General features: G+C 64.4%; 19 protein-coding genes and 1 rRNA gene. 13 read left to right on the forward strand and 7 right to left on the reverse strand.

The features are described 5' to 3' along the window. The first annotated feature begins 181 nt into the window (after positions 1 to 181). Positions 182 to 1,069 (forward strand): NAD(P)-dependent oxidoreductase, encoded by an 888-nt coding sequence (locus IX761_RS09670; RefSeq protein WP_194789370.1) that lies wholly within the window; start codon positions 182 to 184, stop codon positions 1,067 to 1,069. On the opposite strand, the gene IX761_RS09675 is transcribed toward IX761_RS09670, so the two are convergent. Beyond that, the gene (locus IX761_RS09675) at positions 969 to 3,233 is read right to left on the reverse strand and encodes a putative bifunctional diguanylate cyclase/phosphodiesterase (RefSeq protein WP_194789371.1); all 2,265 of its coding nucleotides are present in this window, start codon (positions 3,231 to 3,233) and stop codon (positions 969 to 971) included. The genes IX761_RS09670 and IX761_RS09675 overlap by 101 nt on opposite strands. A gap of 259 nt (positions 3,234 to 3,492) precedes the next feature. Beyond that, positions 3,493 to 6,339, reverse strand: a complete 2,847-nt coding sequence (gene rapA / locus IX761_RS09680) for an RNA polymerase-associated protein RapA (protein WP_194789372.1) — start codon at positions 6,337 to 6,339, stop codon at positions 3,493 to 3,495. A gap of 127 nt (positions 6,340 to 6,466) precedes the next feature. Here rapA and IX761_RS09685 point away from each other — a divergent pair, with 127 nt between their 5' ends. From IX761_RS09685 to IX761_RS09710, 7 genes are all read left to right on the forward strand, one after another. Then, positions 6,467 to 7,162 (forward strand): M949_RS01915 family surface polysaccharide biosynthesis protein, encoded by a 696-nt coding sequence (locus IX761_RS09685; RefSeq protein WP_194789373.1) that lies wholly within the window; start codon positions 6,467 to 6,469, stop codon positions 7,160 to 7,162. Between the two features lie 112 nt (positions 7,163 to 7,274). Next, entirely contained in the window at positions 7,275 to 7,601 is a 327-nt protein-coding gene (locus IX761_RS09690; protein WP_194789374.1) for an aspartate-semialdehyde dehydrogenase, read from the forward strand. A 59-nt stretch (positions 7,602 to 7,660) separates the two neighbouring features. Next, positions 7,661 to 7,822, forward strand: coding sequence for a hypothetical protein (locus tag IX761_RS09695; protein ID WP_194789375.1), 162 nt, complete (start codon positions 7,661 to 7,663; stop codon positions 7,820 to 7,822). Positions 7,823 to 7,957: 135 nt separating this feature from the next. Further along, entirely contained in the window at positions 7,958 to 8,074 is a 117-nt protein-coding gene (ccoM, locus tag IX761_RS27390) for a cytochrome c oxidase subunit CcoM (RefSeq protein ID WP_011532604.1), read from the forward strand. Between the two features lie 1,085 nt (positions 8,075 to 9,159). After that, entirely contained in the window at positions 9,160 to 11,148 is a 1,989-nt protein-coding gene (locus IX761_RS09700) for an FUSC family protein (protein ID WP_194789376.1), read from the forward strand. Beyond that, on the forward strand, positions 11,135 to 11,341 hold the full coding sequence (locus IX761_RS09705) for a DUF1656 domain-containing protein (RefSeq protein WP_194789377.1): 207 nt from the start codon (positions 11,135 to 11,137) through the stop codon (positions 11,339 to 11,341). Before IX761_RS09700 ends, IX761_RS09705 begins: the two co-directional genes overlap by 14 nt. An 11-nt stretch (positions 11,342 to 11,352) precedes the next feature. Next, positions 11,353 to 12,222 carry an HlyD family secretion protein gene (locus IX761_RS09710; protein WP_194789378.1) on the forward strand — a complete coding sequence of 290 codons (870 nt, stop codon included), beginning with the start codon at positions 11,353 to 11,355 and terminating at the stop codon, positions 12,220 to 12,222. Between the two features lie 93 nt (positions 12,223 to 12,315). Here the strand turns inward: IX761_RS09710 and IX761_RS09715 are convergent, their stop codons facing one another. Further along, positions 12,316 to 13,044 (reverse strand): SDR family oxidoreductase, encoded by a 729-nt coding sequence (locus IX761_RS09715; protein WP_194789379.1) that lies wholly within the window; start codon positions 13,042 to 13,044, stop codon positions 12,316 to 12,318. 101 nt (positions 13,045 to 13,145) lie between these two features. Between IX761_RS09715 and IX761_RS09720 the strand changes: the two genes are divergently transcribed. Then, positions 13,146 to 13,925: a LysR family transcriptional regulator gene (locus tag IX761_RS09720; RefSeq protein ID WP_194789380.1), complete on the forward strand. Its 780-nt coding sequence runs from the start codon at positions 13,146 to 13,148 to the stop codon at positions 13,923 to 13,925. Positions 13,926 to 13,964: 39 nt separating this feature from the next. Here IX761_RS09720 and IX761_RS09725 read toward each other — a convergent pair whose 3' ends face one another. Then, positions 13,965 to 14,723 carry an SDR family NAD(P)-dependent oxidoreductase gene (locus IX761_RS09725; protein ID WP_194789381.1) on the reverse strand — a complete coding sequence of 253 codons (759 nt, stop codon included), beginning with the start codon at positions 14,721 to 14,723 and terminating at the stop codon, positions 13,965 to 13,967. Positions 14,724 to 14,838: 115 nt separating this feature from the next. Here IX761_RS09725 and IX761_RS09730 point away from each other — a divergent pair, with 115 nt between their 5' ends. Then, positions 14,839 to 15,750 (forward strand): LysR family transcriptional regulator, encoded by a 912-nt coding sequence (locus IX761_RS09730; RefSeq protein WP_194789382.1) that lies wholly within the window; start codon positions 14,839 to 14,841, stop codon positions 15,748 to 15,750. A gap of 117 nt (positions 15,751 to 15,867) precedes the next feature. Continuing rightward, positions 15,868 to 16,188: a DUF2025 family protein gene (locus IX761_RS09735; protein WP_194789383.1), complete on the forward strand. Its 321-nt coding sequence runs from the start codon at positions 15,868 to 15,870 to the stop codon at positions 16,186 to 16,188. Positions 16,189 to 16,195: 7 nt separating this feature from the next. Here the strand turns inward: IX761_RS09735 and IX761_RS09740 are convergent, their stop codons facing one another. Next, complete coding sequence (locus tag IX761_RS09740; protein WP_194789384.1) at positions 16,196 to 18,778, reverse strand: EAL domain-containing protein; 2,583 nt, start codon at positions 18,776 to 18,778, stop codon at positions 16,196 to 16,198. Positions 18,779 to 18,829: 51 nt separating this feature from the next. Beyond that, positions 18,830 to 19,906: a diguanylate cyclase gene (locus IX761_RS09745; RefSeq protein WP_194789385.1), complete on the reverse strand. Its 1,077-nt coding sequence runs from the start codon at positions 19,904 to 19,906 to the stop codon at positions 18,830 to 18,832. Positions 19,907 to 20,032: 126 nt separating this feature from the next. Here IX761_RS09745 and IX761_RS09750 point away from each other — a divergent pair, with 126 nt between their 5' ends. Then, positions 20,033 to 21,127, forward strand: a complete 1,095-nt coding sequence (locus IX761_RS09750) for an MBL fold metallo-hydrolase (RefSeq protein WP_194789386.1) — start codon at positions 20,033 to 20,035, stop codon at positions 21,125 to 21,127. On the opposite strand, the gene IX761_RS09755 is transcribed toward IX761_RS09750, so the two are convergent. Then, positions 21,124 to 22,005 (reverse strand): formate/nitrite transporter family protein, encoded by an 882-nt coding sequence (locus IX761_RS09755; RefSeq protein WP_194789387.1) that lies wholly within the window; start codon positions 22,003 to 22,005, stop codon positions 21,124 to 21,126. The two genes, IX761_RS09750 and IX761_RS09755, sit on opposite strands and share 4 nt — an antisense overlap. 556 nt (positions 22,006 to 22,561) lie before the next feature. Between IX761_RS09755 and IX761_RS09760 the strand changes: the two genes are divergently transcribed. After that, positions 22,562 to 22,788: ribosomal RNA gene (locus tag IX761_RS09760) — 16S ribosomal RNA — on the forward strand; the annotation flags it as partial.

The raw sequence follows: 22,788 nt of genomic DNA on the forward strand, positions 1-22,788 counted from the left end.
TGTGGGCTTCCCGGTGATGCATGTCATAACGCTATCACGGAGAAATATCGCGACTTTATCAGTGCGTCTTTTTCTTGTGCGATAGGGGATTTCCCTAGCCCCTCCATGGTTTTTTGCGAATCGCACCTGCACTGCATCGTCCGTTCGTCACGCTTCTTTAACTTTCTGTCTGGAGTTGCTCATGAGTAGTGCGTTGCCTTCGCTGGGTTTTGCCGGGATCGGCCTGATGGGGCTGCCGATGTGTCGCCGCCTGTTGGCGGCCGGCTATCCGCTGACGGTGTGGAACCGCAGCCCGGACAAATGTGCCGAGCTGGTGGCTGCGGGGGCGCGCCTGGCCGCCAGCCCTGCCGAGCTGTGCAAGGACACCGATGTGGTGCTGCTGTGCCTGGCCGACACCGCGGTGGTGCGCGACGTGGTGTTCGGTGAGCAGGGCATCGCCAAGGGCGGGCGCACTGGCCAGCTGCTGGTGGACTTCTCCAGCCTCGAGCCCACCGCCACCCGCGAGATGGCCGCGGAGCTGGCAGCCCTGTGCGGCATGGCCTGGTTGGATGCCCCGGTGTCCGGCGGCACGCCAGGAGCCGAGGCGGGTACCCTGGCGATCATGGTGGGTGGCGAGGCGGATGACCTGGCGCGCGTTCGCCCGGTATTGCTGACCCTCGGTCAGCGGGTGACGCACATGGGCGCGGTGGGTGCCGGGCAGGTGACCAAGGCGTGCAACCAGATGATCGTTGCCTGCAATGCGTTGGTGATCGCCGAGGTGGTGGCGCTGGCCGAACAGTCAGGGGTGGATGCGCGGCTGATCGCCGAAGCCCTGGCCGGTGGTTTCGCAGACTCCAAGCCCTTGCAGATCCTCGCGCCACAAATGGCCGAGAGCCGTTTCGAACCAATCAAGTGGCATGTACGCACCCTGCTCAAAGACCTCGATACTGCGGTCGGCTTCTCCCGTGAGCAGGGTTCGGCGACACCGCTCAGTGGCCTCGCCGCGCAATTGATGCGCTTGCATGGTAGCCAGGGTTATCTGCAAAAAGATCCGGCGACCCTGGTAGAGCTGTATCGGCGCAAGGACTGAGTTCGCAGGCCTGGCGGTCCAGCCGTTGCAGCACCGCGCGCAGTTCGGCAAAGGGTACCGGCCGGCTGAGCAGGTAGCCTTGCAGGTAGTCGCAGCCGTGGGCGGCGAGGAATTCACGCTGTTCCTGCGTTTCGACGCCCTCGGTGACCACTTTCAGGTGCAGGGTGTGGGCCATGATGATGATGGCCTGGACGATCTCGCGGTCTTTCTGGCTGGCGGGCACATCCTGGACGAACGAGCGGTCGACCTTGAGCACATCCAGCGGCAGGCGCTTGAGGTAGGCCAGCGATGAATAACCGGTGCCGAAGTCGTCGATCGACAGGGCTACGCCCTGTGCGCGAATGCGCTTGAGCAGGCTGATGGTGTGCTGGATGTCGCCCATCAGGGCGTTTTCGGTCACCTCCAGTTCCAGCTGCAGGGGTGAAAGGCCGGCCTGGAACAGCGCCATCTCGACTTCGGTGGCCAGTTCTTCACGCCCCAGGGTGAGCGCCGAGCAGTTCACCGTGACCTTGAGGCCGCCATGGCCAAGCCGATTGAGCCGGGCCAGGTCCTCGCAGGCCCGGCGCAGCACCCACAGGTCGAGTTCGGTGATCAGGCCGTTGGCCTCGGCGATGCCGATGAAGCGGTCCGGGCCCAGCAGGCCGTGCTGGGGATGTTCCCAGCGCACCAGGGCTTCGAGCTTGGCCACCCGGCCGCTGCGCAGGTCGAAGATCGGCTGGTAGTGCACGCGCAGGCCCCGTTCCTCGAACAGCGCCACGCGCAGCTCTTCCTCCAGTTGCAGCTCCAGGGTGGCGCGGGTCTTCAGGCCGCTGTTGAAGAAGTTCAGGCTGTTGCGCCCGCAACCTTTGGACTGATACAGCGCGAGGTCGGCGTGCTTGAGCAGTTCCTCGGCACTGGTGCCGTCGTCCGGGTAGATGCTGATACCAATGCTGGTGGTCATGACCATACGCCGGCCACCCAGGTCGATCGGTTCCTTCATCCGCTGCATGATCCGTTGTGCCAGGTGGCGTGCCTCGTCGCGGCTGTTGAGCGTGGTGACGATGCAGAATTCGTCGCCGCCGAAGCGCGCCACCAGGTCGAGGCCGCGGGTGGCCGCCTTGATATGCCCGGCGATCACCTTGAGCAACTCGTCGCCCGCGGCGTGCCCGAGGCTGTCGTTGATCCGCTTGAAGTGGTCGATGTCGAGGAACATCACCGCCAGCATGCCCTGGCTGCCGGCCTGTTCGGCCAGCCGTTCGGCGAACACCTGGTTGAAGCCTCGGCGGTTGACCAGGTTGGTCAGCGCGTCGTAGTGCGCGGCCTGCTGCAGCGAAGCGCGGGCTTGGTCGAGTTGGCTGAGCAGCACGTTGACCCGGCGCAGGTCGTGCTCTTTGCTTTGCAGTTTCTTGTCGGCCAGCGCCGCGCTGATGCTGCTGCCACTGATCAGCAGGGTGATGAAGGCGATGGTCAGCGCCAGTTGCAGGCTGTTGTCGCCGGAGGTCAGGCGTAGCGCGGTTTCGCTGGGGATCACCAGGGTCATCGCGGCCATGCCGGTGAAGTGGGTGAAGATGATGCCGCCGGCCATGAGCAGGCTGGCGCCGCACTTCATCATCAGGTTCAGGGTGCCGCCGCCCTGTCGGAAATGCCCGGCCAGCAGCAGCGCCACCAGGCTGGTGGCCACGGCGATGGCCAGCGAAGCCAGCAGCAGTTCACCCTGGTAATACTGACGGGCAGTGGTTTGCAGGGCGGCCATGCCGGTGTAGTGCATCAGGCCGATGCCCAACCCGATGAACAGCGCGGTGCGCAGGTAGTGGTGCAGGCGCATCTCGCCGCGGTCGAGGCTGTCCATCGCCAGCCAGGCGGCCAGCAGGGCGATGAGCAGGGACAGGCCGGTGAGCGGGACGTCGTAGTGGATCTCCAGCGGGGCCTGGAAGGCCAGCATGCTGATGAAGTGCATGGCCCAGATCCCGCCGGCCAGGCAACAGGCGCCGAGGATGCGCCACTGCCGGCGCGCCAGGCGGTCTTCGCAATGGCTTTGCCGCTCGGCCATGTCCAGTGTGGCGAAGCAGGCCGCACACGCGACGGCGAAGGCGAGCAGCACCAGGTAGGGGTTGTGTCGGCAATCGAGGATGATCTGTCCGGTGCTTGGCAGCCCGGCGAACAATTGCAGTCCCAGCCACTCCATTGCAGGCCCCTTTGTCGCGTTCGCACTCGTCCCCACAAGTGCGGCTGGAGACTGTTCCTGCTGGAGTATAGGAACGAGTGTTTAAGCCTTCCTGATTAATGGCACTTTGGTTACTACCATTTGGATATGAGGCTAATAGCGCGGGGGTCTAAATGGAGAGGCGCCCCATCGCCGCGGTTCGCCGCTGCGGCAAGCCGGCCCCACAGGGATTAGTGTGGGAGCCGGCTTGCCGGCGATGGGGGCAGAGGCGATATTGCGGTCAGCCAGCCACCAGCACGCGGATGGCCTCCAGGCGCAGGGCCGCCTTTTCAAGCGCCGCCAGGCCGTCTTCGCGCTGCTTGCGCAGGGCGTCGATCTCGCTGTCGCGCACGCTCGGGTTGACCGCCTTGAGTGCGGTCAGGCGTGCCAGCTCTTCGTCGGCCTCGGCGGCCAGGCGTTGGCGAGCCTGCGAAACACGTTCGTCGTGGGTCGGCAGAATCTTGGCTTCGCCGGCGCCGATGCGCTTGGCCAGCACGTCGCGTTGGGCCTGGACGAACTTGTTGGCGCTGGCCTTGGGCACGCTTTCGAGCTGGTCGTTGAGGGTCTCGAAGGCCACTCGCGCGCCGAGGTCGTTGCCGTTGGCATCGAGCAGGCAGCGTAGCGCCGCCGGGGGCAGGTAGCGGCCCAGCTGCAAGCTGCGTGGTGCGACCACTTCGCTGACGTAGAGCAGCTCGAGCAGCACGGTGCCGGGCTTGAGCGCCTTGTTCTTGATCAGCGCCACCGCGGTGTTGCCCATCGAGCCGGACAGCACCAGGTCCATGCCGCCCTGCACCATGGGGTGTTCCCAGGTGAGGAACTGCATGTCCTCGCGCGACAGCGCCTGGCCGCGGTCGTAGGTGATGGTTACGCCTTCGTCGTCGCCCAGCGGGAAGCTGGCGTCGAGCATCTTCTCGCTGGGTTTGAGCACCAGAGCGTTTTCCGAATGGTCCTCGCTGTCGATGCCGAAGGCGTCGAACAGGGTTTCCATGTAGATCGGCAGGGCGAACTGGTCATCCTGCTCGAGAATCGCCTCGACCAGCGCCTGGCCTTCACCCGCGCCGCCGGAGTTGAGCTCCAGCAGGCGGTCGCGGCCGGTGTGCAGCTCGGCTTCCAGGCGCTCGCGCTCGCTGCGCGCCTCGGCCACCAGCTTGTCCCAGTCTTTTCCGCCTTCTCCCGCCAGCAGCGCCAGCAGGCGTGGGCCGAACTGGTGCTGCAGGGCGTTGCCGGTCGGGCAGGTGTTGAGGAAGGCGTTGAGGCCTTCGTGGTACCACTGGAACAGACGCTCCTGCGGGCTGTCCTGCAGGTACGGGATGTGCAGTTGGATCGTGTGCTTCTGGCCGATGCGGTCGAGGCGGCCGATGCGCTGCTCCAGCAGGTCGGGGTGGGCTGGCAGGTCGAACATCACCAGGTGATGGGCGAACTGGAAGTTGCGGCCTTCGCTGCCGATCTCGGAGCAGATCAGCACCTGGGCGCCAAACTCCTCGTCGGCGAAGTAGGCGGCGGCGCGGTCGCGCTCGAGGATGCTCATACCCTCGTGGAACACCGTGGCCGGGATGCCGGAGCGCACGCGTAGGGCATCTTCCAGGTCCATGGCGGTCTCGGCGTGGGCGCAGATCACCAGGACCTTGGTGCGCTTGAGCATCTTCAGGGTGTCGACCAGCCAGTCGACCCGCGGGTCGAAGCGCCACCAGCGCTCGTCGTCAGCGGGCTCGCCCTGGGCCTGGAAGGCCACTTCCGGGTACAGCTCGGCACGTTCGCCGGATGGCAGGGCGGCATATTGTTCCGGGTTGGCCAGCGGGTAGGGGTGCAACTGGCGCTCGGGGAAGCCCTGGATTGCCGCGCGGGTGTTGCGGAACAACACGCGACCAGTACCGTGGCGGTCGAGCAGCTCGCGGATCAGGCGAGCACTGGCCTGGGTGTCGCCGTCGCTGACCGCGGCCAGCAACGCCTCGCCTTCGGCACCGAGGAAACCTTCGATGGTGGCGTGGGCCTTGGGCGACAGGCGGCCTTCGTCGAGCAGCTCCTGCACGGCTTCGGCCACCGGGCGATAGTGCTCGCTCTCGGCGCGGAACGCGGCCAGGTCGTGGAAGCGGTTGGGGTCGAGCAGGCGCAGGCGGGCGAAGTGGCTGTCCTGGCCGAGCTGTTCGGGGGTCGCGGTGAGCAGCAGCACACCGGGGACGACTTCGGCCAGTTGCTCGACCAGGGCGTATTCGGGGCTCGCCTGCTCTTCGTGCCACACCAGGTGGTGGGCTTCGTCGACTACCATCAGGTCCCAACCGGCGGCGAACAGCGCGTCCTGGGCCTTGTCGTCGTCGACCAGCCATTCCAGGGCGACCAGCGCCAGCTGGGCGTCCTCGAACGGGTTGCTGGCGTCGCTTTCGATGAAGCGTTCGGCGTCGAACAGCGCGACCTGCAGGTTGAAGCGCCGGCGCATTTCCACCAGCCACTGGTGCTGGAGGTTCTCCGGTACCAGGATCAGTACGCGGCTGGCGCGGCCGGACAGCAGTTGGCGGTGGATCACCAGGCCCGCTTCGATGGTCTTGCCCAGGCCCACTTCGTCGGCCAGCAGCACGCGCGGGGCGATGCGGTCGGCCACTTCGCGGGCGATGTGCAACTGGTGGGCGATGGGCTGGGCGCGCACGCCACCCAGGCCCCACAGCGACGACAGCATCTGCTTGCTGGTGTGTTGCAGGGTGTTGTAGCGCAAGGAGAACCATGACAGCGGGTCGATCTGCCCGGCGAACAGGCGGTCGCTGGCCAGGCGGAACTGGATGAAGTTCGACAGTTGCGTCTCGGGCATCACGCGTGGCTGGTTCTGCCCGTCGATGCCGTGATAGACCAGCAGGTCGTCGATCACCTCGACTTCGCGCACGGTCAGTTTCCAGCCCTCGAAGTGGGTGATCTGGTCGCCCGGCGAGAAGCGCACGCGGGTCAGCGGTGCATTGCGGAGCGAGTACTGGCGGGTGTCGCCCGTGGCCGGGTAGAGCACGGTCAACAGGCGGCCATCCTGCGCCAGGATGGTCCCAAGACCGAGCTCGGCTTCGCTGTCGCTGATCCAGCGTTGCCCCGGTTGATACTGCTGCGCCATACTGCCAAAACTCCCGCGATGAAAAAGCCGACTATGTTAACGGATCGGCTTCGCCAGACCAATGAATGTGAAGAGTCTAGCGTGTTCATCGACGAACACCGTCCCGCCACGAGGGCCCTGCGCCGACATGTTTGCCAAGCACCGCTGGTTGAACGTCACCCTGGCCATGGGCAGCCTGGCGCTGCTGGCCGCCTGCGAACAGAAAACCTTCGAAGTCCTGCCACCGATCCCGGTCGAGCAACTCGAGGTGTTGGGCGTGCAGACGCCGCTCAAGAGCGTGCACTTCCATGACCGCGAGGGCGAGGGCTTGCTGGTGCTGAGCCGGGTCGATGGCCAGGCCACCGACCCCGACACCGAGGAAGAGGTCGACAAGGTGGTGCTCAAGGCCACCCTGTACGGCCGGGCTGCCAGTGGCGACGCGTTCAAGGCGCGCTGGCAGATCGAGCAGGAGACCACCTGCGCCGGCCTGGACCTGGATGTCGACTTCTATAGCGACGTCAGTGACGTCAGCGACCTGAACAAGGATGGCGTGGCCGAGGTGACCGTGGCCAGCCATGCGTTCTGTGGCGGTGGTATCGACCCGCACGACATCGCCATCGAGATGCGCGAGGGCCAGGCGGCCTACACCATCACCGGCCAGTCGCTGATCACCCCACCTGGCGAGGATCCGTTCGGCGGCGAACGTGAAGACAGCGCGTCATTGAAAAATGCCCCGCAGGTACTGCGCGAGCATATGGACGCGGTCTGGCAGCAGGTCTACAAGCGCCCCTGGAGCGAGGCTGGCAGCGCGCCCGACGACGACCCGGACGACGCCGCCGAATAGCCCTGGCCTATACTCAGCCCCGTGCGGCGCCGTGACGGCCCGCACACCTTCGCCTGAAGGGATTCAAGGCGGCCTGCCACCGGCCGACACAGTGGCTACAGGAGAACATGCCATGCTGCCGCCCATTATCCCGCTCAGTGCCGCCCCGGTGACCTCGCAACACGACCCGGTCAAGCAACCGCCGTCCATCCCCCCGGTGGTGCCGGCGCAACCAGCCTCCAGCGACGGCACCATCGACCTTCGGCACCAGCGCGATCCAGAAGAGCAGGCGCTGTTGCTGCGCGATGAGCAACGCCGTCAGCAGCAACGGCGTGGCAAGGGCGATGAAGAGCGCTTCGAGGCGGTGCCCGGTGACGAGCTCAATGCCGACAATACGGTGCCGGTGGCGCCGATGGGCGAGCGTACACGCCAGGGGTTGCTGGTGGATATCGAAGTCTGACTGGCCAGCGCCGGCGCTTGCCGTCATCATTGAATTCTCTGCTGTCCGTCGAGCCCGCCATGAGCCAAGACAAACTGATCGATTTCGGCGCCGAGCGCGCCAAACGCATCCATGACCTCAACGATAAACGCCTGAACGACATGCGCCAGGCGTTCGAGCAGGCCATGCCGTTGCCTGGGGTGAAGAAGAAAAAGCCCAAGGGCAAACCCAAGAAGCGCTGAAACTTGATGCAGGTCAAGCCTGCACCCGCCTCGCGTGCCCGGCCTCGGGCACCTTTGACTCCGGTCAATTTTCTCCCTTCCAGCTTTGGTTACCTTGCACCCATCGGATGACGGCACACCAAGGGAGGGGCCGACATGTTCTTCGACAACGTGGTGATCGCCGGTGTGGTGACGGTTGGGCTGATGCTGGCCTTCTTTGCCGGTCTGGGTATTTTTATCTGGAAGGATTCGAACAAGCGTAAGCAGCGGTGATCCTTTCTGATTCATGAGCACGCAAGGCATTTAGGGCGACTTCGGTCGCCCATTTTTTTGTGTGTTGCGATAAGTTGTTGAGTGGGTTGTTTGGTTGTTTGGTTGTTGGTTTTGGAAGTTGTGAGTATATCCATTTGCTAGGGTGACGCTTATTCACCTTTCCGCCCTTACGGCGGCTTACTTTGGTCTTGGCCAAAGTAAGCAAAGCCGCTCGCTCCATTCATGCGGCCCCTGCGCTGCGCTCCGGGGTTCCCTCACTCCGGTCTTGCTCCCGGGAGTACGCACCGAAGGGCCATCCATGGCCCATCGGTGCTCGACGGGCATCCATGCCCGTCGCCTCCCTCCGCAAGCCCTCCGATCGGCCTCCTGAAGTCGCGAAGTTAGGGGTGGCGCCTATATTGGCGCTGCTGTCGCTCGTTGATTATTTTGTTGAACTTCAAATTGCAATCGCTGGCAAGTCGCAGCGGCGAACCGCAGCTCCCACAAGTACTGCGCTGAGCTCGAAACTCACGCGGTCACTGTGGGAGCCGGCTTGCCGGCGATGAGGCCATTACAAACAACACATCAATAACAATTAAATACGATCCGCTCTTGCTCTTGCTCTTGCTTCTAAGCGCGCAATAGTCCAGTCACCGCCAAACGCGACTTCAGGAGGCCGAACGTAGGACTTGCGGAGCGGGGCGATGGGCATGGATGCCCGTCGAGCACCGATGGGCCATGGATGGCCCTTCGGTGCGTCCACGCGGGAGCAAGGCCGGAGTGAGGGAACCCCGAAGCGCAGCGTAGGGGCCGGATGATGGGAGCAGGCGGTTTTGCTTACTTTGCCCAAGAGCAAAGTAAGCCGCCGTAAGGGCGGAAAGGTGAATCAGCGTCTCCATGCCAATGGATATTCACGCAATACCAACACCCACACACTAGATGCTCGACCTCGACCTCGACCTCGACCTCGACCTCGACCTCGACCTCGACCTCGACCTCGACCCTTACACGAAGATGATTAGCTAGCTAATTAATTGCCAACATCTTATCCTCCCCCTCGTTGTCTATCGTTCTTCAAGTACCCCAACCTCCCCAAGGTCCGATTCGTGCCCATCACCCTCCAGGCCCTGTTCGCCCCCAGCAGCCTAGCCCTCAAGTTCGCCATCAAGACCCTGCTCGGTGGTGGCCTGGCACTGTGGCTGGCAATGCGTTGGGGCCTGGAGCAGCCGGCCTGGGCGCTGATGACCGCGTTCATCGTCGCCCAGCCACTGTCGGGCATGGTGGTGCAGAAGGGCCTGGCGCGCCTGGCAGGCACCCTGGTCGGCACTTTCATGTCGGTGGTGTTCATCGGCCTGTTCGCCCAGACCCCCTGGCTGTTCCTGCTCACACTGGCACTGTGGCTGGCCCTGTGCACCGCCGCCTCGACCCAACTGCGCAGCGCCTGGGCCTACGCGTTCGTGCTGGCTGGCTATACCGCGGCAATCATCGCCCTGCCGGCCATCGATCACCCCCTGCAAGTGTTCGACCAGGCCGTGGCGCGCTGCACCGAAATCTGCCTGGGCATCTGTTGCGCCACCGCCACCAGCGCGCTGATCTGGCCGATGCGCGTTGAGCAGCAGCTGGCCGAGCAGGCACGCCAGGCCTGGCACAACGGCCTGCTGGCCACCAGTGCCATGCTCGGTGGCGAAGACGAAGCCCGCAAAGGCTTGCTGGAAATCCTCGGGCGCATCGTCGCCATCGACGCGCAACGCGAGCATGCCTGGTTCGAAGGCAGCCGTGGGCGTCAGCGGGCGCGAGCGATCCAGGGTTTGAGCCAGAAATTGATGGTGCTGTTGCGCCTTTCGCGCTCGGTGCGCCGGCAGTGGCGCCAGCTCGACGAAGCGCAGGCGGCGCACCTGGCGCCTTGGCTTGAGCAGGTCCGCAGCTTGCTGGCCGCGCCTGACCAACCAAACCTGCTGGTGCTGCGCCAGCGCCTCTGGGACGCCGCCCACGACGAGCGAATCAGCCCCGCCGAGCACTATTGCCTGGCGCGCCTGACCCTGCTGCTGGACTACGCCATGGCCGCCACCCAGGCCCTGGACGATGTCGAGCAGGGCAGGGCGCCCAAGGAAGTTGCGCAAAGCTTGTCGGCCCACCGCGACCTGTCGCTGGCGCTACTGTTCGGTTCGCGCAGCGCCATGGCCTTCCTGGTGATGAGCAGTTTCTGGCTGGCCACCGCCTGGCCCTCGGCGCCGGGCGGGCTGGTGCTGACCTGCGTGGTCTGCAGCCTGTTCGCCAGCCGCGAGAATGGCGCGCAGATCGGCTTGAGTTTTCTGCGCGGCATCCTGCTGGCGATACCGGTCGCGTTCTTGGTCGGGCAGATCCTGCTGCCGCAGTGGAGCAGCTACGCCATGCTCTGCCTGGGCATGGGCGTACCGCTGTTCTTCGGGGCGCTGGGCATGGCCCATCCGCGCACAGGGGCGACCGCCACCTCGTATTGCCTGCACTTCATCGTGCTGGTGGCACCGCTCAACGCCATGCATTTCGATGTGGCGAGCATGCTCAACAGCGCGCTGGCCATGCTGATCGGCGTCGGTGCGGCGGTGCTGGCCTTCCGCTTGCTGGTGTTGCGCCACCCGGCATGGCTTGGCCGGCGCTTGCGTGCGGCCACCCAGGACGACCTGGTGCGCCTGACCCGCCGTGAGCTGCGTGGCGCCGACAGCTGGTTCGGTGGGCGCATGGCCGACCGCCTGATGCAACTGGCGCGGCATGCCAGCGAATTGCCGGCGGCCGAGCGCAAGCGTTGGGACGATGGCCTGCATGGTCTGGATATCGGCGATGAACTGGTGCACCTGCGCATGTGCCTGGCGGTGGCCCAGGCATCGTTGGGCAGCGCCGAACGCCAATATTTGCAGCAGTTGGAAGCGGTGCTGGCCAGCGGCCCGGCGCCCGGCCGGGGGCAGCGCCTGGATGCCGCCAGCGAACAGTTCATCGAGGCGCTGCATCGCCAGCCACCCAGCGATCCGCTGCGCCTGGCCGAGGGTGCGGTGCTGCAACTGCGCAAGAGCTGGGGCAAATGGTGCCGCTGGCAGGAGGATACCCATGGGGTTGCGTGAGTGGGCGCTGGGCGGTGTGCTGCTCAGCCCGTTCTTGATCTATGTGTTGCTGGCGCTGCTGTTAACCGGCCTGCTGCGCTTTGCCGTGCAGGCCACCCCGCTGGGGCGCTGGATCTGGCATGAGGCGCTGTTCGACGTGGCGTTGTTCGTTTGTGTCCTGTACCTGGTAGTGCGTCTGCTGGGGCCATTGTAAGGAGTAAGTCGATGCGTGCAGCCGTACGTACCCTGGTCACCCTGTGTGTGGTGATCCTCGCCGTGTTCGCCGGCTATCAACTCTGGCAGTACTACATGCTCACGCCCTGGACCCGGGATGCGCGGGTGCGCGCCGATGTGGTGGTGATCGCCCCTGATGTTTCCGGTTGGGTGAGCGCACTGAAGGTGCATGACAACCAGCAGGTCAAGGCGGGCGACTTGTTGATGACCATCGACCGCGAACGTTTCCAGGCCGCCTTCGACCAGGCCACGGCCGTGGTCGAGACCCGCACCCAGCAGTTGCGCCTGCGTGATCGCGAGGCGGCGCGGCGTACCGCCCTGGGGCCTGATGCGATCAGTGCCGAACTGCGCGAGAACGCCCAGATCAACGCCGCCGTCGCCCGTGGTGAACTGCGTGAGGCCCAGGCCCAGTTGCAGGTGGCCAGTATCAACCTGGCCCGCAGCGAAGTGCGTGCCCCGCGCGCGGGGCATATCACCAACCTGCGCCTGGCCGAGGGCAACTTCGTCAACACTGGGCAATCGGTGATGGCGCTGGTGGACGACGCCACCTTCTATATCCAGGCGTATTTCGAGGAGACCAAACTGCCACGCATCCGCGTCGGCGACCCGGTCAAGGTCTGGCTGATGGGCGCGGGGGATTCGATGCAGGGGCATGTAGAGAGCATCAGCCGCGGCATCACCGACCGCAACTCGACGCCGGACGGGCAATTGCTGCCTGAGGTGGAGCCGACCTTCAACTGGGTGCGGCTGGCGCAGCGGATCCCGGTGCGGATCCGCCTGGATGCGATCCCCGAAGGGGTGACCCTCAGCGCTGGCATGACGGCGAGCGTGCAGGTGCGTGAGGAGCAGGTCGCGCGGTAATTGACCGGCAGCCCTCGCGGGGCAAGCCCGCTCCCCCGACGATCTGCTTGAGCCGTGTGGGAGTGGGCTTGCCCTGCGATGGCCCACCTTCCATCAAGGTTGCTGCGCGGTGGCCGCCAGCACGATCTCGCGAATGCACACGTGTTGTGGCTGCTGGTAGGCCCAGACGATCGCCCCGGCCACATCCTCCGCCGCCAGCACCACGCCGCCCATGTCATTGGCTTTCCACGCTTCGTAGCCGAGCTTGATGCTTTCGTCGGTGGTATGCCCGAGCAGCTCGGTCTCCACCGCGCCCGGGGCGATAGTCACTACCCGCACATTGTGCGGCGCCAGCTCTTCGCGCAGGTTCTCCGACAGCCCGTGCACGGCGAACTTGCTGCCGACATAGGCCACATGGTTGGGGAAACTCTTGCGCCCGGCCACGGAACTCACGTTGATCAGCGTGCCGTGCCGGCGTTCGCGCATGCCGCCGACCAGCGCATGCACGCCATTGAGCAGGCCTTTGACGTTGATGTCGAACATGCGCTCCCATTGCTCCGGATCCTGTTCGTGCATCTGCCCCAGCAGCATCACCCCGGCGTTGTTCACCAGTGCATCGGCGGGGCCGAACTGGGTTTCGGCTTCCTGCACGGCGGCAACCAGCGCGGCACGATTACGAATGTCCACGGCGCGGCACAGGCAGTTGGGCAGCGCCAATTGCTCCAGACGCTCCAGGCGGCGGGCGATCAGCAGCAGCGGGTGACCGGCGGCAGAAAACAGGCGGGCGGTGGCGGCGCCGATACCGGAGCTGGCACCGGTGACGATGATCAGTGGTTTGAGCATGATTGCCTCCCAGGCATAATCGTTTTCGATGGTAGAAAGTGTAGATAGTCATCTGCACCCTGAAAAACGGCTTATTTCTCTGGCTGGTATCGGTTTTAACTATGGATATACGTCATCTCAAGGCCTTTATCGCGGTCTTCGAAGAGCGCAACATCACCGCCGCCGCCCAGCGCTTGTGCGTGGCGCAGCCGACCTTGTCGGTGACTATCCGCCAGTTGGAGGAGGATCTGGGCGCTGCGCTGTTCATGCGCCAGGCCCGGGGCGTCGAGGTCAGCGAACAGGCACGCGAGCTGTACCCGCAGGCGTGCCGGATGGTCGCCGAAGCCGAGGCCTTGCGCCTGCGTTTTCGTCAGGGGCAGGCGCGCGCGCCACTGGCGTTGGGTATCGAGGCGGATATCGCACCTGCCCAGGTCGAGGCCTGTGTGCGTCTGGCTTCGCAGGCAGTGGCGGGCCTGCAATTGACTCTGCTTGAGGGATGCGACGGCGATGCGCGGTTGGCCGACGAGGCCCAGCGCTGTGAGGATGAATTGTTCCTGCCCTTGTGGGAGGAGCCCTTCGTGCTGGTCTGCGCGAAGGGTAACCAGCCCGCTGGACGCTGGGTCAGCTGCCCGCGGCATTCGTCGCACCAGCGCTTGATGGCGCTCTATGGTGAGGGTGAGCAGGTCGCCCAGGCCGGCTCGTTGCAACTGACCCTGACCATGGTCGCGGCTGGCCTGGGGGCGGCCTGGCTGCCGCAGTCCCTGGCCGAGTCGCATCCCGGGGTGTACTGGCAGCCGGGCAGCGGGCTGACCCTGCGCCGCCGGGTGGGCCTGTGCGTGGCCCACGAAGCCTTGGCGCTGCCCGCGTTGGCGACCCTTTATCAGGCCTTGGTCCGCGCCTGAACCGGTTTGAGAGTTCAAGCGCGGCTGCGCTTCAACGCCTCAGAGGAACATCCCGCCAGAGACCTCCAGGCGCTGACCGGTGATCCAGCCATTGCCGTCTTCCAGCAGCAAGGCGATGGCCGCGCCGATGTCGTCGGGCAAGCCAACCCGGCCCAGGGCGGTGTTGCCGGCGATGAAGTCATTGACCTGGTGATTGTCGCGCACCACGCCACCCCCGAAATCGGTCTCGATGGCGCCCGGGGCGAGGATGTTGACGCGGATACCGCGAGCACCGAGCTCCTTGGCCTGGTAGCGGGTCAGCACTTCCATCGCGCCTTTCATTGCTGCGTAGGCGGCATAACCGGGCAGGGCGAAACGGGTCAGGCCGGTGGAGATGTTGACGATGCGCCCACCGTCAACGAGCAACGGCAGCAAGCGCTGGGTGAGGAAGAACGGGCCCTTGAGCTGGATGTTCAATAGCTGGTCGAACTGCGCCTCGCTGGTGTCACTGAATGGCACGTTCAGGCCGATACCGGCATTGTTTACCAGGAAGTCCAGCTGACGGCGGCCGAACTGTTGCTCCAGGGTGTCGCCCAGGCGTTCGACAAAGGCGGCGAAGCTTGCGCTGTCGCTGACATCCAGCTGCAACATGGCGGCGCGTACGCCGGCCTGCTCCAGCGAAGCGGCCACGCTGCGGGCCTCGTCGGCCTTGCTGTGGTAGGTGCCGATGATGTCGATGCCGCGGGCGGCCAGGTGCTCGGCGGTGTTGCGGCCCAGGCCGCGGCTGGCGCCAGTAATCAGGGCGATTTTGCGGGTCATGTCGGTTACCTCAGGTGCGGTGGTTGTTGCTGTCAGGTTATTGATCGGACTTATGCTGTTAAATCCACCGAAACCGGAAATACTGTTCGCAAATTCTGGACAATAGGCACTGCCAATGAACAAGTTGGAACTGTTGCGCACCTTCGTCCGGGTCAGCGAGCTGAGCAGTTTCACCCTGGCCGGGGACAGCCTGGGGTTGCCACGCTCGACCGTCTCCGAACAGGTGCGGACGCTCGAGAACCTGCTGGGTACACGCCTGTTCAACCGCACCACACGCCGGGTGCAGGCGACCCAGGACGGCGTGCTGCTGTACGAGCGCAGCAAGGACCTGCTGTCGGGGATGGATGAGATCGAGAGCCTGTTCCGGGCTGACGATGCCGAGTTGGCCGGGCGCCTGCGGATCGACCTGCCGACCATGATGGCGCGACGCATCATCGTGCCGGCATTGCCGCAGTTTCTTGAGCGCTTCCCACGGCTGGAGGTGGAGATCAGTTGCACCGACCGTCAGGTCGACCTGCTGCGCGAAGGCTTCGACTGCGTGATGCGCATCGGGGCACTGAGCGATCTGGACGTGGTGGCCCGGCCGGTGGGGCGGCTGAGCATGCTCAACTGCGCAAGCCCCGGCTACCTCGAACGCCATGGTGTGCCCGCTACACTCGAAGACCTGGCCAGGCACCGGTTGGTGCATTACGTGCGCAACCTGGGCGCGCGCAGCCCGGGCTTCGAGTATGAGCTGGACGGTGAATTGCGCTTCCAGGCGATGGGCGGGGTGGTCACGGTCAACAACGCCGAGGCGTACTCGGCCGCATGCCTGGCCGGGCTGGGGCTGATCCAGGTGCCGTCGGTGGGGGTTGCCGAGCACCTGCGCCGGGGCGAGCTGGTGGCGGTGCTCGAGCCCTGGCAAGCGCGGGCGATGCCGGTGTCGCTGCTGTATGCGCGGCAACGCCATGTGCCGCGCCGGGTCCAGGCATTCATGAACTGGCTGGCGCTGTTGCTCCAGCCCCAGGTCGATCTGCCGCAGGGCTGAAAAAGCCTTGGCGAACGGCGTGATGGTTGCGTTAGGCTGGCACCTGCGCGTTGCCCGCCAGAGGCGACCGCTTGTGCCCGGCGTGCGTCACTTCCGAATCATTTGCGAGGTAACGTCATGGCCATCACGTCCCAGGACATCTGCAACGCCGCCGATCAGCTCAAGGGCTTCGTCGGTTTCCACGGCAAGCGCGGCACCCATATCGTGCGTTTTTCCGAAGATGCCTTCGGCATGGATGTGGCCGACGCCAGCATCACCCCCTGTTGCGAATTCGTCTGGCGCCCCGAGGCCGGGCAGCGCATGGCACTGTGTCGGGCGCGCCTGGCGTTGCTGCTGGGGCAGCATGTGGATGACCGCCTGAACATCGGCGAACCCCTGCGCCTGTACCTGCACCGCACCGACCTGCCGGAGATCGTCGCCGAACGGCGGCTGCGCTGAGCCTGGCTCAGCCGGCACCGTGGCGTTGCTCATGGCCGGCCAGCAGCGCCTCGAAGTCAGCGCGGTCCACCGGGCGGCTCAGGTAAAAGCCTTGAACCTCGTGGCAGCGCTCCTTGCCCAGCGCCTTGAGCTGTTGCTCGGTCTCCACTCCTTCGGCAGTGACGGTCAAGCCCATGGCCTGGCCCAGGTTGATGATCGCCTGGACCACGGCCCGGTCGTTGCCGCTCTGGCTGTTCAGGCCGGCGATGAAGCGCTTGTCGATCTTGATGCTGTCGAAGGGGTAGGTGCGCAGGTAGCCGAGTGACGAGTAACCGGTGCCGAAGTCGTCCATGTTCAGGCGCACGCCCAACTCCTTGAGCGCGAGCATGGTACCCAGGGCGCCTTCGATGTCGTTGAGCATGACGTTCTCGGTGATTTCCAGTTCCAGGCGCTGGGCCGGGAAGCCGGTTTCCAGGAGGATTTCGCGCACATCGGCAACCACGTCGCTGCGCGAGAACTGCGCTGGGGACAGGTTGACCGACACCAGCAAGTCGCCTGGCCAGTCGCGTGCGGTTCGGCAGGCCTCGGCGAGCACCCAGCGGCCGAGGGGGACGATCATGTCGCTCTGCTCGGCCAGCGGGATGAACGTGTCCGGGCCAAGCAGGCCTTCCTGCGGATGCTGCCAGCGCAGCAGTGCCTCGACCGAGACGATGCGCAGGTCTTCCAGGCGGTAGCGCGGCTGGTAGTGAAGGACGAACTCATGCTGCTTGATCGCGCGGCGCAGGTCGTTCTCCAACTGGCGGCGATACTGGATCTGCTGGTTCATTTCCGGTGAGAAGTAGCGCCAGGTGTTCTTGCCGTCGGCCTTGGCCTGATACAGGGCGATGTCGGCGCAGCGGATCAGTTCACCGGCATCGAAGCCTTGGGCGCGGGCCTGGGCGATACCCAGGCTGGCGCCGATGTGCAGGGCATGGTCTTCGAAGCTGATCGGTTGTTGCAGCCGCTCGATCAGGCGTGCGCAGAAGCGGTCGATCTCGCCGCGGTGGTCCAGGCCATGCAGCACCAGGACGAACTCGTCGCCGCCCAGGCGTGCCACCAGGTCATCCTCGCGGGTGGCTTCGCGCAGGCGCGTGGCCACTTCCTGCAACACGGCATCGCCTGCGGCGTGGCCGAGTGAGTCGTTGATCGGTTTGAAACTATCGAGGTCCAGCAGCAACAAGGCCAGGGGCGGCCCTTCGTTGCCACGCAGCAGGGCCTGTTCCAGGTGACGCGAGAGCTTGTTGCGGTTGGCAAGGCCTGTCAGGGCGTCGTGCATCGACAGGTGCTGGATGCGTGCATGGGCGGCCACTTCGTCGGTGATGTCGCTGGCGGTACCGCGAAAACCGGCGAGCTGCCCGTCGAACAGGATCGAGCGCGCGGAGATCCGGCAATAGCGGCTTTGTCCGTTGGGGTCGCGGTAGGCGCAACGCAGGTTGGCCAGCTGTTGCGGGTCGCTGTCGGCCTGGCTGTCGAGCCAGGGCAGCAGGGGGGTGGTGTCGCAGGACAGTAGCTGGTTGAGCGGCTGGCCGAGCCAGTCCTCGGTACGGTAACCGGTGACACTGACGAAGCGTTGTGACAGGTAGGTCAGGCAGTGATGCCGGTCGGTTTCCCAGATCCAGTCGGAAGCCGCCTCGGCCACGGCGCGAAAGCGTTGCTCGCTGGCCTCCAGGGCACGGTTGCTCTGTTGCAGGCGCAACAGGCTCTGGTCGATGGCGCGTGAGCTGCGCAAGGCATGGCGGAACAGGTAGAGCAATACCAGCCCTATCACCAGCAGCACACCGAGCAGCGGCGGCAGGAACCCCCGTAGTAGCTGGCGGCCTGGTTGCGGGCTGTCCCAGGTCAGGTGGAACTCAGTGCCGGCGAGGTCGATGCTTGGTTGCTGGCCGGTTGAGCTAGTGCTCTTCTCCAGGCGCAGGCCGGCCAGGCCAGCACCTTGGCCAAGCAGGGCGAGCTTGGTGTCGGTCAGTTGATCGATGAACAGCATCACGGGGGCATGGCTGACCTCGCTTTCCACCACCTCTTTGTCGGGGCGAACTGCGGCGGCACTGAGCACTGCGGGCCAGCCGTTGAAGCGTACGAAATGGGTGATCTGCTCGCGGGCCGGCGCCGCCTGGCGCGCTTCGGCAAGGATCGGCCCGAGCGCCGTGTCGAGGTAGGCGGTGGCGGGTGAGTCGGTGGGCTTGCCCTTGAACAGGGCGTAGGTGGTGCCGCCGTCCCCGACCACGAATACCCCTTCATAGCCGCTGGCACTGTACAGCGACTCGCCCACGTTCTTCTCGTCGTAGGCCCACTGCCAGTCGACCTTGTCGGCCATGTGCTCGAACGCGGCATCCCATACCGCATAGCTGGAGAGGAACTGGCGCGAGGCCTGCAGCCGTTGTTGCAGCGCCTGGTTGGCCTGCAGGCTGCTGCGCGCCTGCTCTTGCCGGTCAAGGGTGGCGGCAATGTTGAACAAGGCGCCGAGGGCGATCAGGCAGGCCAGGCCGAACAGGCCGCAGAAACCCCCGACCAGGCGTCTGACCTGGAGGTGGGAGGTGGGCTTGGTGTTGAGAAGGTCGACGTTGCTGTCCATGCGCGAGCGGCTCCTTCGCCTGCAGCCTCCCGCCCAGGCCCGGGGGAAGGTTCAGTCAGGATAGGCCAGCTTGAGCGTCGTGAGGTCGTTGCGGGCGAAATTGACCTGGTCGCGACCCTGATGCTTGGCGGTGTACAGCGCCTTGTCGGCTTCTTCCAGCCAGTGCTCGGGGGTGGGCTGGGCAGGGCGGAAGGCTGCTAGACCAATGCTCAGGCTGATACGCAGGTCGGGCAGTTGCGGGTTGCGGTAGGCGCCGACTTGCTCGCGCAGGCGCTCCATGGCCAGGCAGGCGTGAGCCTCTTGCGCGCCAGGGAGGATCACGCAGAACTCGTCGCCGCCGTAACGCCCGGCCTGGTCGTCCTCGCGCAGGCAGCGCTTGAGCGCCTGGCTGAGCTGGCGCAGTACGCAGTCACCGACCACATGGCCATAGGTGTCGTTGATGGTCTTGAAGTGGTCGATGTCGATCAGGGCCACCACCGCGGGCAGCTGTTGCTGCTGGCAGGCCTGGAACCTGAGCAGCAGCAGGTCTTTCCACGCGCCGTGGTTGAGCAGGCCGGTGAGGCTGTCGGTACGGCTCAGGGCACTGAGGCGGCGCTTGTGTTCGGCCAGCTTGATCGCCAGCTGGTAGCACACCCAGCCAAGGGCCAGGGGATAGAGGGTGAGCATGGGCAGGCAGGCCAGCACTTGCAGCGGCGTCGCGTTGGGTTGCAGGCCAAAACCGAGCAGGGCGCCGGCCAATAGCATGCCTGCGAGTTGGGCCAGCAAACCCTGCAGCAGCAGGCGCTTGCCGCCAGCGGCGACGTTGTTCATGGTCATCATCGACAGGATGGTGACACTGGGCAGCGGGTTGAACTGCATGGCCGCGGTCCAGAAGCCGCCCATCAGCGAGTCGAGCAGCAGGTTGCGTTGCTCCGCCTGGTAGGGGGTGTGCGAGCGTAGTGCCCATTGGTAGGCCAGGTGAGGCCAGAGCAGGCCGTTGAACAGCAGCAATGCCCACGCCCAGTTCGGCAACTGCAACGGTGCCACGGCGGCCATTACGCTGAACAGGCCGATACCGAGCCCGATGATGCGCGGCAGGTAGATGCGCCTGACGAAAGAAACTCCCTTGCCGCTGCGGTTGTCGTTCATGGCTATCGTTCTTCTGTGGTGCGCCGTTTATCGCATAACTCGTATGAATATTGTTGAACAATCATTCATGGGCGAAAAATGACCTTACAAGCCATTTCACGGTTGATCCGATGCCTGTGGAGTAACATGCACGCTTTCCTCTTGCTCGGAGTGTTCCTGCTCATGGCCCCCTTGGCATCCTCCGCCGGTGAGCCGGCACCCTACCGCGACGGGCGCTTTCATAATAAGGCCGAACTGCCGCAGGACGGCGCGATGAAGAAGCTGCGCATCGGCCTGAAATACCTGCTGCTGCGCAAACCGCCCGAGACCCGCCCGTCGGGTGAGTTGGGGCTGCAGCCCGTGACCCGCCAGCAGGTGCTCGATGCGCCGGATCACAGCCTGTGGCGCCTGGGCCACTCCACGGTGTTGCTCAAGCTGCGCGATCGCTTCTTTATTACCGACCCGGTGTTCGCGGAGCGGGCCTCGCCGGTGCAGTGGGCGGGGCCCCTGCGCTTTCACGCGCCGCCGCTGGCGCTGGAGGATCTGCCACCGCTGACCGCGGTCATTCTCTCCCATGATCATTTCGATCATCTCGACGAGGCGGCCATCCGCAAGCTGGCACCGCGCACCGAGCATTTTCTGGCCCCGCTGGGCGTGGGGGACCTGCTGGTCGAGTGGGGTGTCCCGGCGGCGAAGGTACGGCAGCTGGACTGGTGGCAGGAAACAGAGGTTGAGGGGATACGCTTCGTCGCCACGCCGGCGCAGCACTTCTCAGGCCGTGGGCTGTTCGACAGCAACCGTCGGCTGTGGGCCTCGTGGGTGATGATCGACCAGGACCTGCGGCTGTTCTTCAGCGGCGATACTGGCTACTTCGAAGGTTTTCGGGAAATCGGCGAGCGCTATGGCCCGTTCGACCTGACGCTGATGGAAACCGGCGCGTACAACGTTGCCTGGCCCAATGTGCACATGCAGCCGGAGCAGAGCCTGCAGGCGCATATCGATTTGCGCGGGCGCTGGTTGCTGCCGATCCATAACGGCACGTTCGACCTATCTATTCATGGTTGGACGGAGCCCTTCGAGCGCATCCTTGCCCTGGCCAGTGTCGCCAAGGTCCAGCTGAGTACGCCGCAGATGGGGGAGCGGGTCAGCCTCGACTCGCCCCATGCCGGGCAGAACTGGTGGCGGCCACGGCCAATGCGTCAGCAGGGCAGGGGGGCTGAGCGGGCGGTGGCGAGCCACTAGTCTTTCTTTGCGGGCTGGCCATCATCCTTGAGCAGTTGTGAGGGCGGCTTGCCGCTGTCACTTCGCACTTGCGCATGACTGATAAGAGCAAAGATGAAGCTGCCGCCGATGATGTTGCCGGCCAGGGTGGGCAGCGCGAAGTCCAGCCAGAAGGCAGGCCACGTCGCTTCGCCGGCCCAGGCCAGGTACGACACTTCGACCGAGCCCACTACTATATGGGTGAAATCGCCCAGCGCCATCAGGTAGGTGATGGTCAGGATGATCCAGATCTTGGCGTGCTCCATTGAAGGGATCATCCATACCATGGTGGCGATCATCCAGCCCGAGACGATGCCTTTGGCGAACATCTGGCTGATGTCGTTCTCCATTACTTTGCGCCCCACGTCGAGAAAGGCGATATCGGTCTTGCTGTCGAAGATTGGTAGCTCCAGCATCACCCACGCCACCAGCAGGGTGCCGGTGAGGTTGCCGAGCAGGACAATGGTCCATAACCGGAGCAGGCGACCAAGGTTGACCAGGGTGGGCGTGGTCATGACCGGCAGTACCGCCGTCAGGGTGTTCTCGGTGAAAAGCTGCTGGCGGGCCAGGATCACGGCGAGGAACCCTGCGCTGTAGCCCAGGCTGGCAACCACCTGGGCGCTTTCGCCTTCGGGCAGGCGTGCGTAGAACAGCCCCATGGCCATCAGCGACAGGCCCATGGTCAGCCCGGCTGCCAACGCCGACCACCACAGGGCGGCGAGGGTACGCTCCAGCTCCTGATCGCCCTGGGCGCGGATGATCTCATGCAGTACCGCGGCCCGGGGCGGCTGGTTTTGGCTGACTTCCTGCTCTTCGTCTGCCGACAGGCCCGGGGTCTTGTCGCTTTGTGCATCGCTCATGGTTGCCAGCCTCCGCGAGGGTGTTTATCTACAGAGCGGAAGCGGCCTGAATTAGTTGCTTGGTGATATTCAAATGTTTTTCAGATCAAGGTGTTGACTCTGATTTCAAAGCGCGTATTATTCGCCTCCTCGCAGCGTTGAACGCAGCGGGGAAGCAGTAAGTAGTTGAAGTTGAAGGTGTTTTGAAAGAAGTAGCTTTGAAAAAAACTTCAACGAGGCGATTGACAGCAGGTTGTAACGCTGTATGATTCGTCTCCCGCTACGAGAGATCGCAGCGAGTCAAGTGTTTGAAGCTAAACGAGTTTCTCGGAAAAACTTCAAAATAAACGCTTGACACGAAATGAGGAAAGCGTAGAATCCGCGCCTCGATTGAAGCGAAACGCTGAAAGCCAACCGCTCTTTAACAAATTGAATCAAGCAATTCGTGTGGGTGCTTGTGAGTACGGACTGATAGTCACAAAGATTATCAGCATCACAAGTGGCCGTGCGAGAAATCACATAGTCATTTGAGATTGCTGAGCCAAGTTTAGGGTTTCTTAAAAACCCAAGCAGTATTGAACTGAAGAGTTTGATCATGGCTCAGATTGAACGCTGGCGGCAGGCCTAACACATGCAAGTCGAGCGGATGACGGGAGCTTGCTCCTTGATTCAGCGGCGGACGGGTGAGTAATGCCTAGGAATCTGCCTGGTAGTGGGGGACAACGTTTCGAAAGGAACGCTAATACCGCATACGTCCTACGGGAGAAAGCAGGGGACCTTCGGGCCTTGCGCTATCAGATGAGC

The sequence above is a fragment of the Pseudomonas sp. UFMG81 genome (genome assembly GCF_015354575.1).
In the GTDB taxonomy this organism is placed as follows: domain Bacteria; phylum Pseudomonadota; class Gammaproteobacteria; order Pseudomonadales; family Pseudomonadaceae; genus Aquipseudomonas.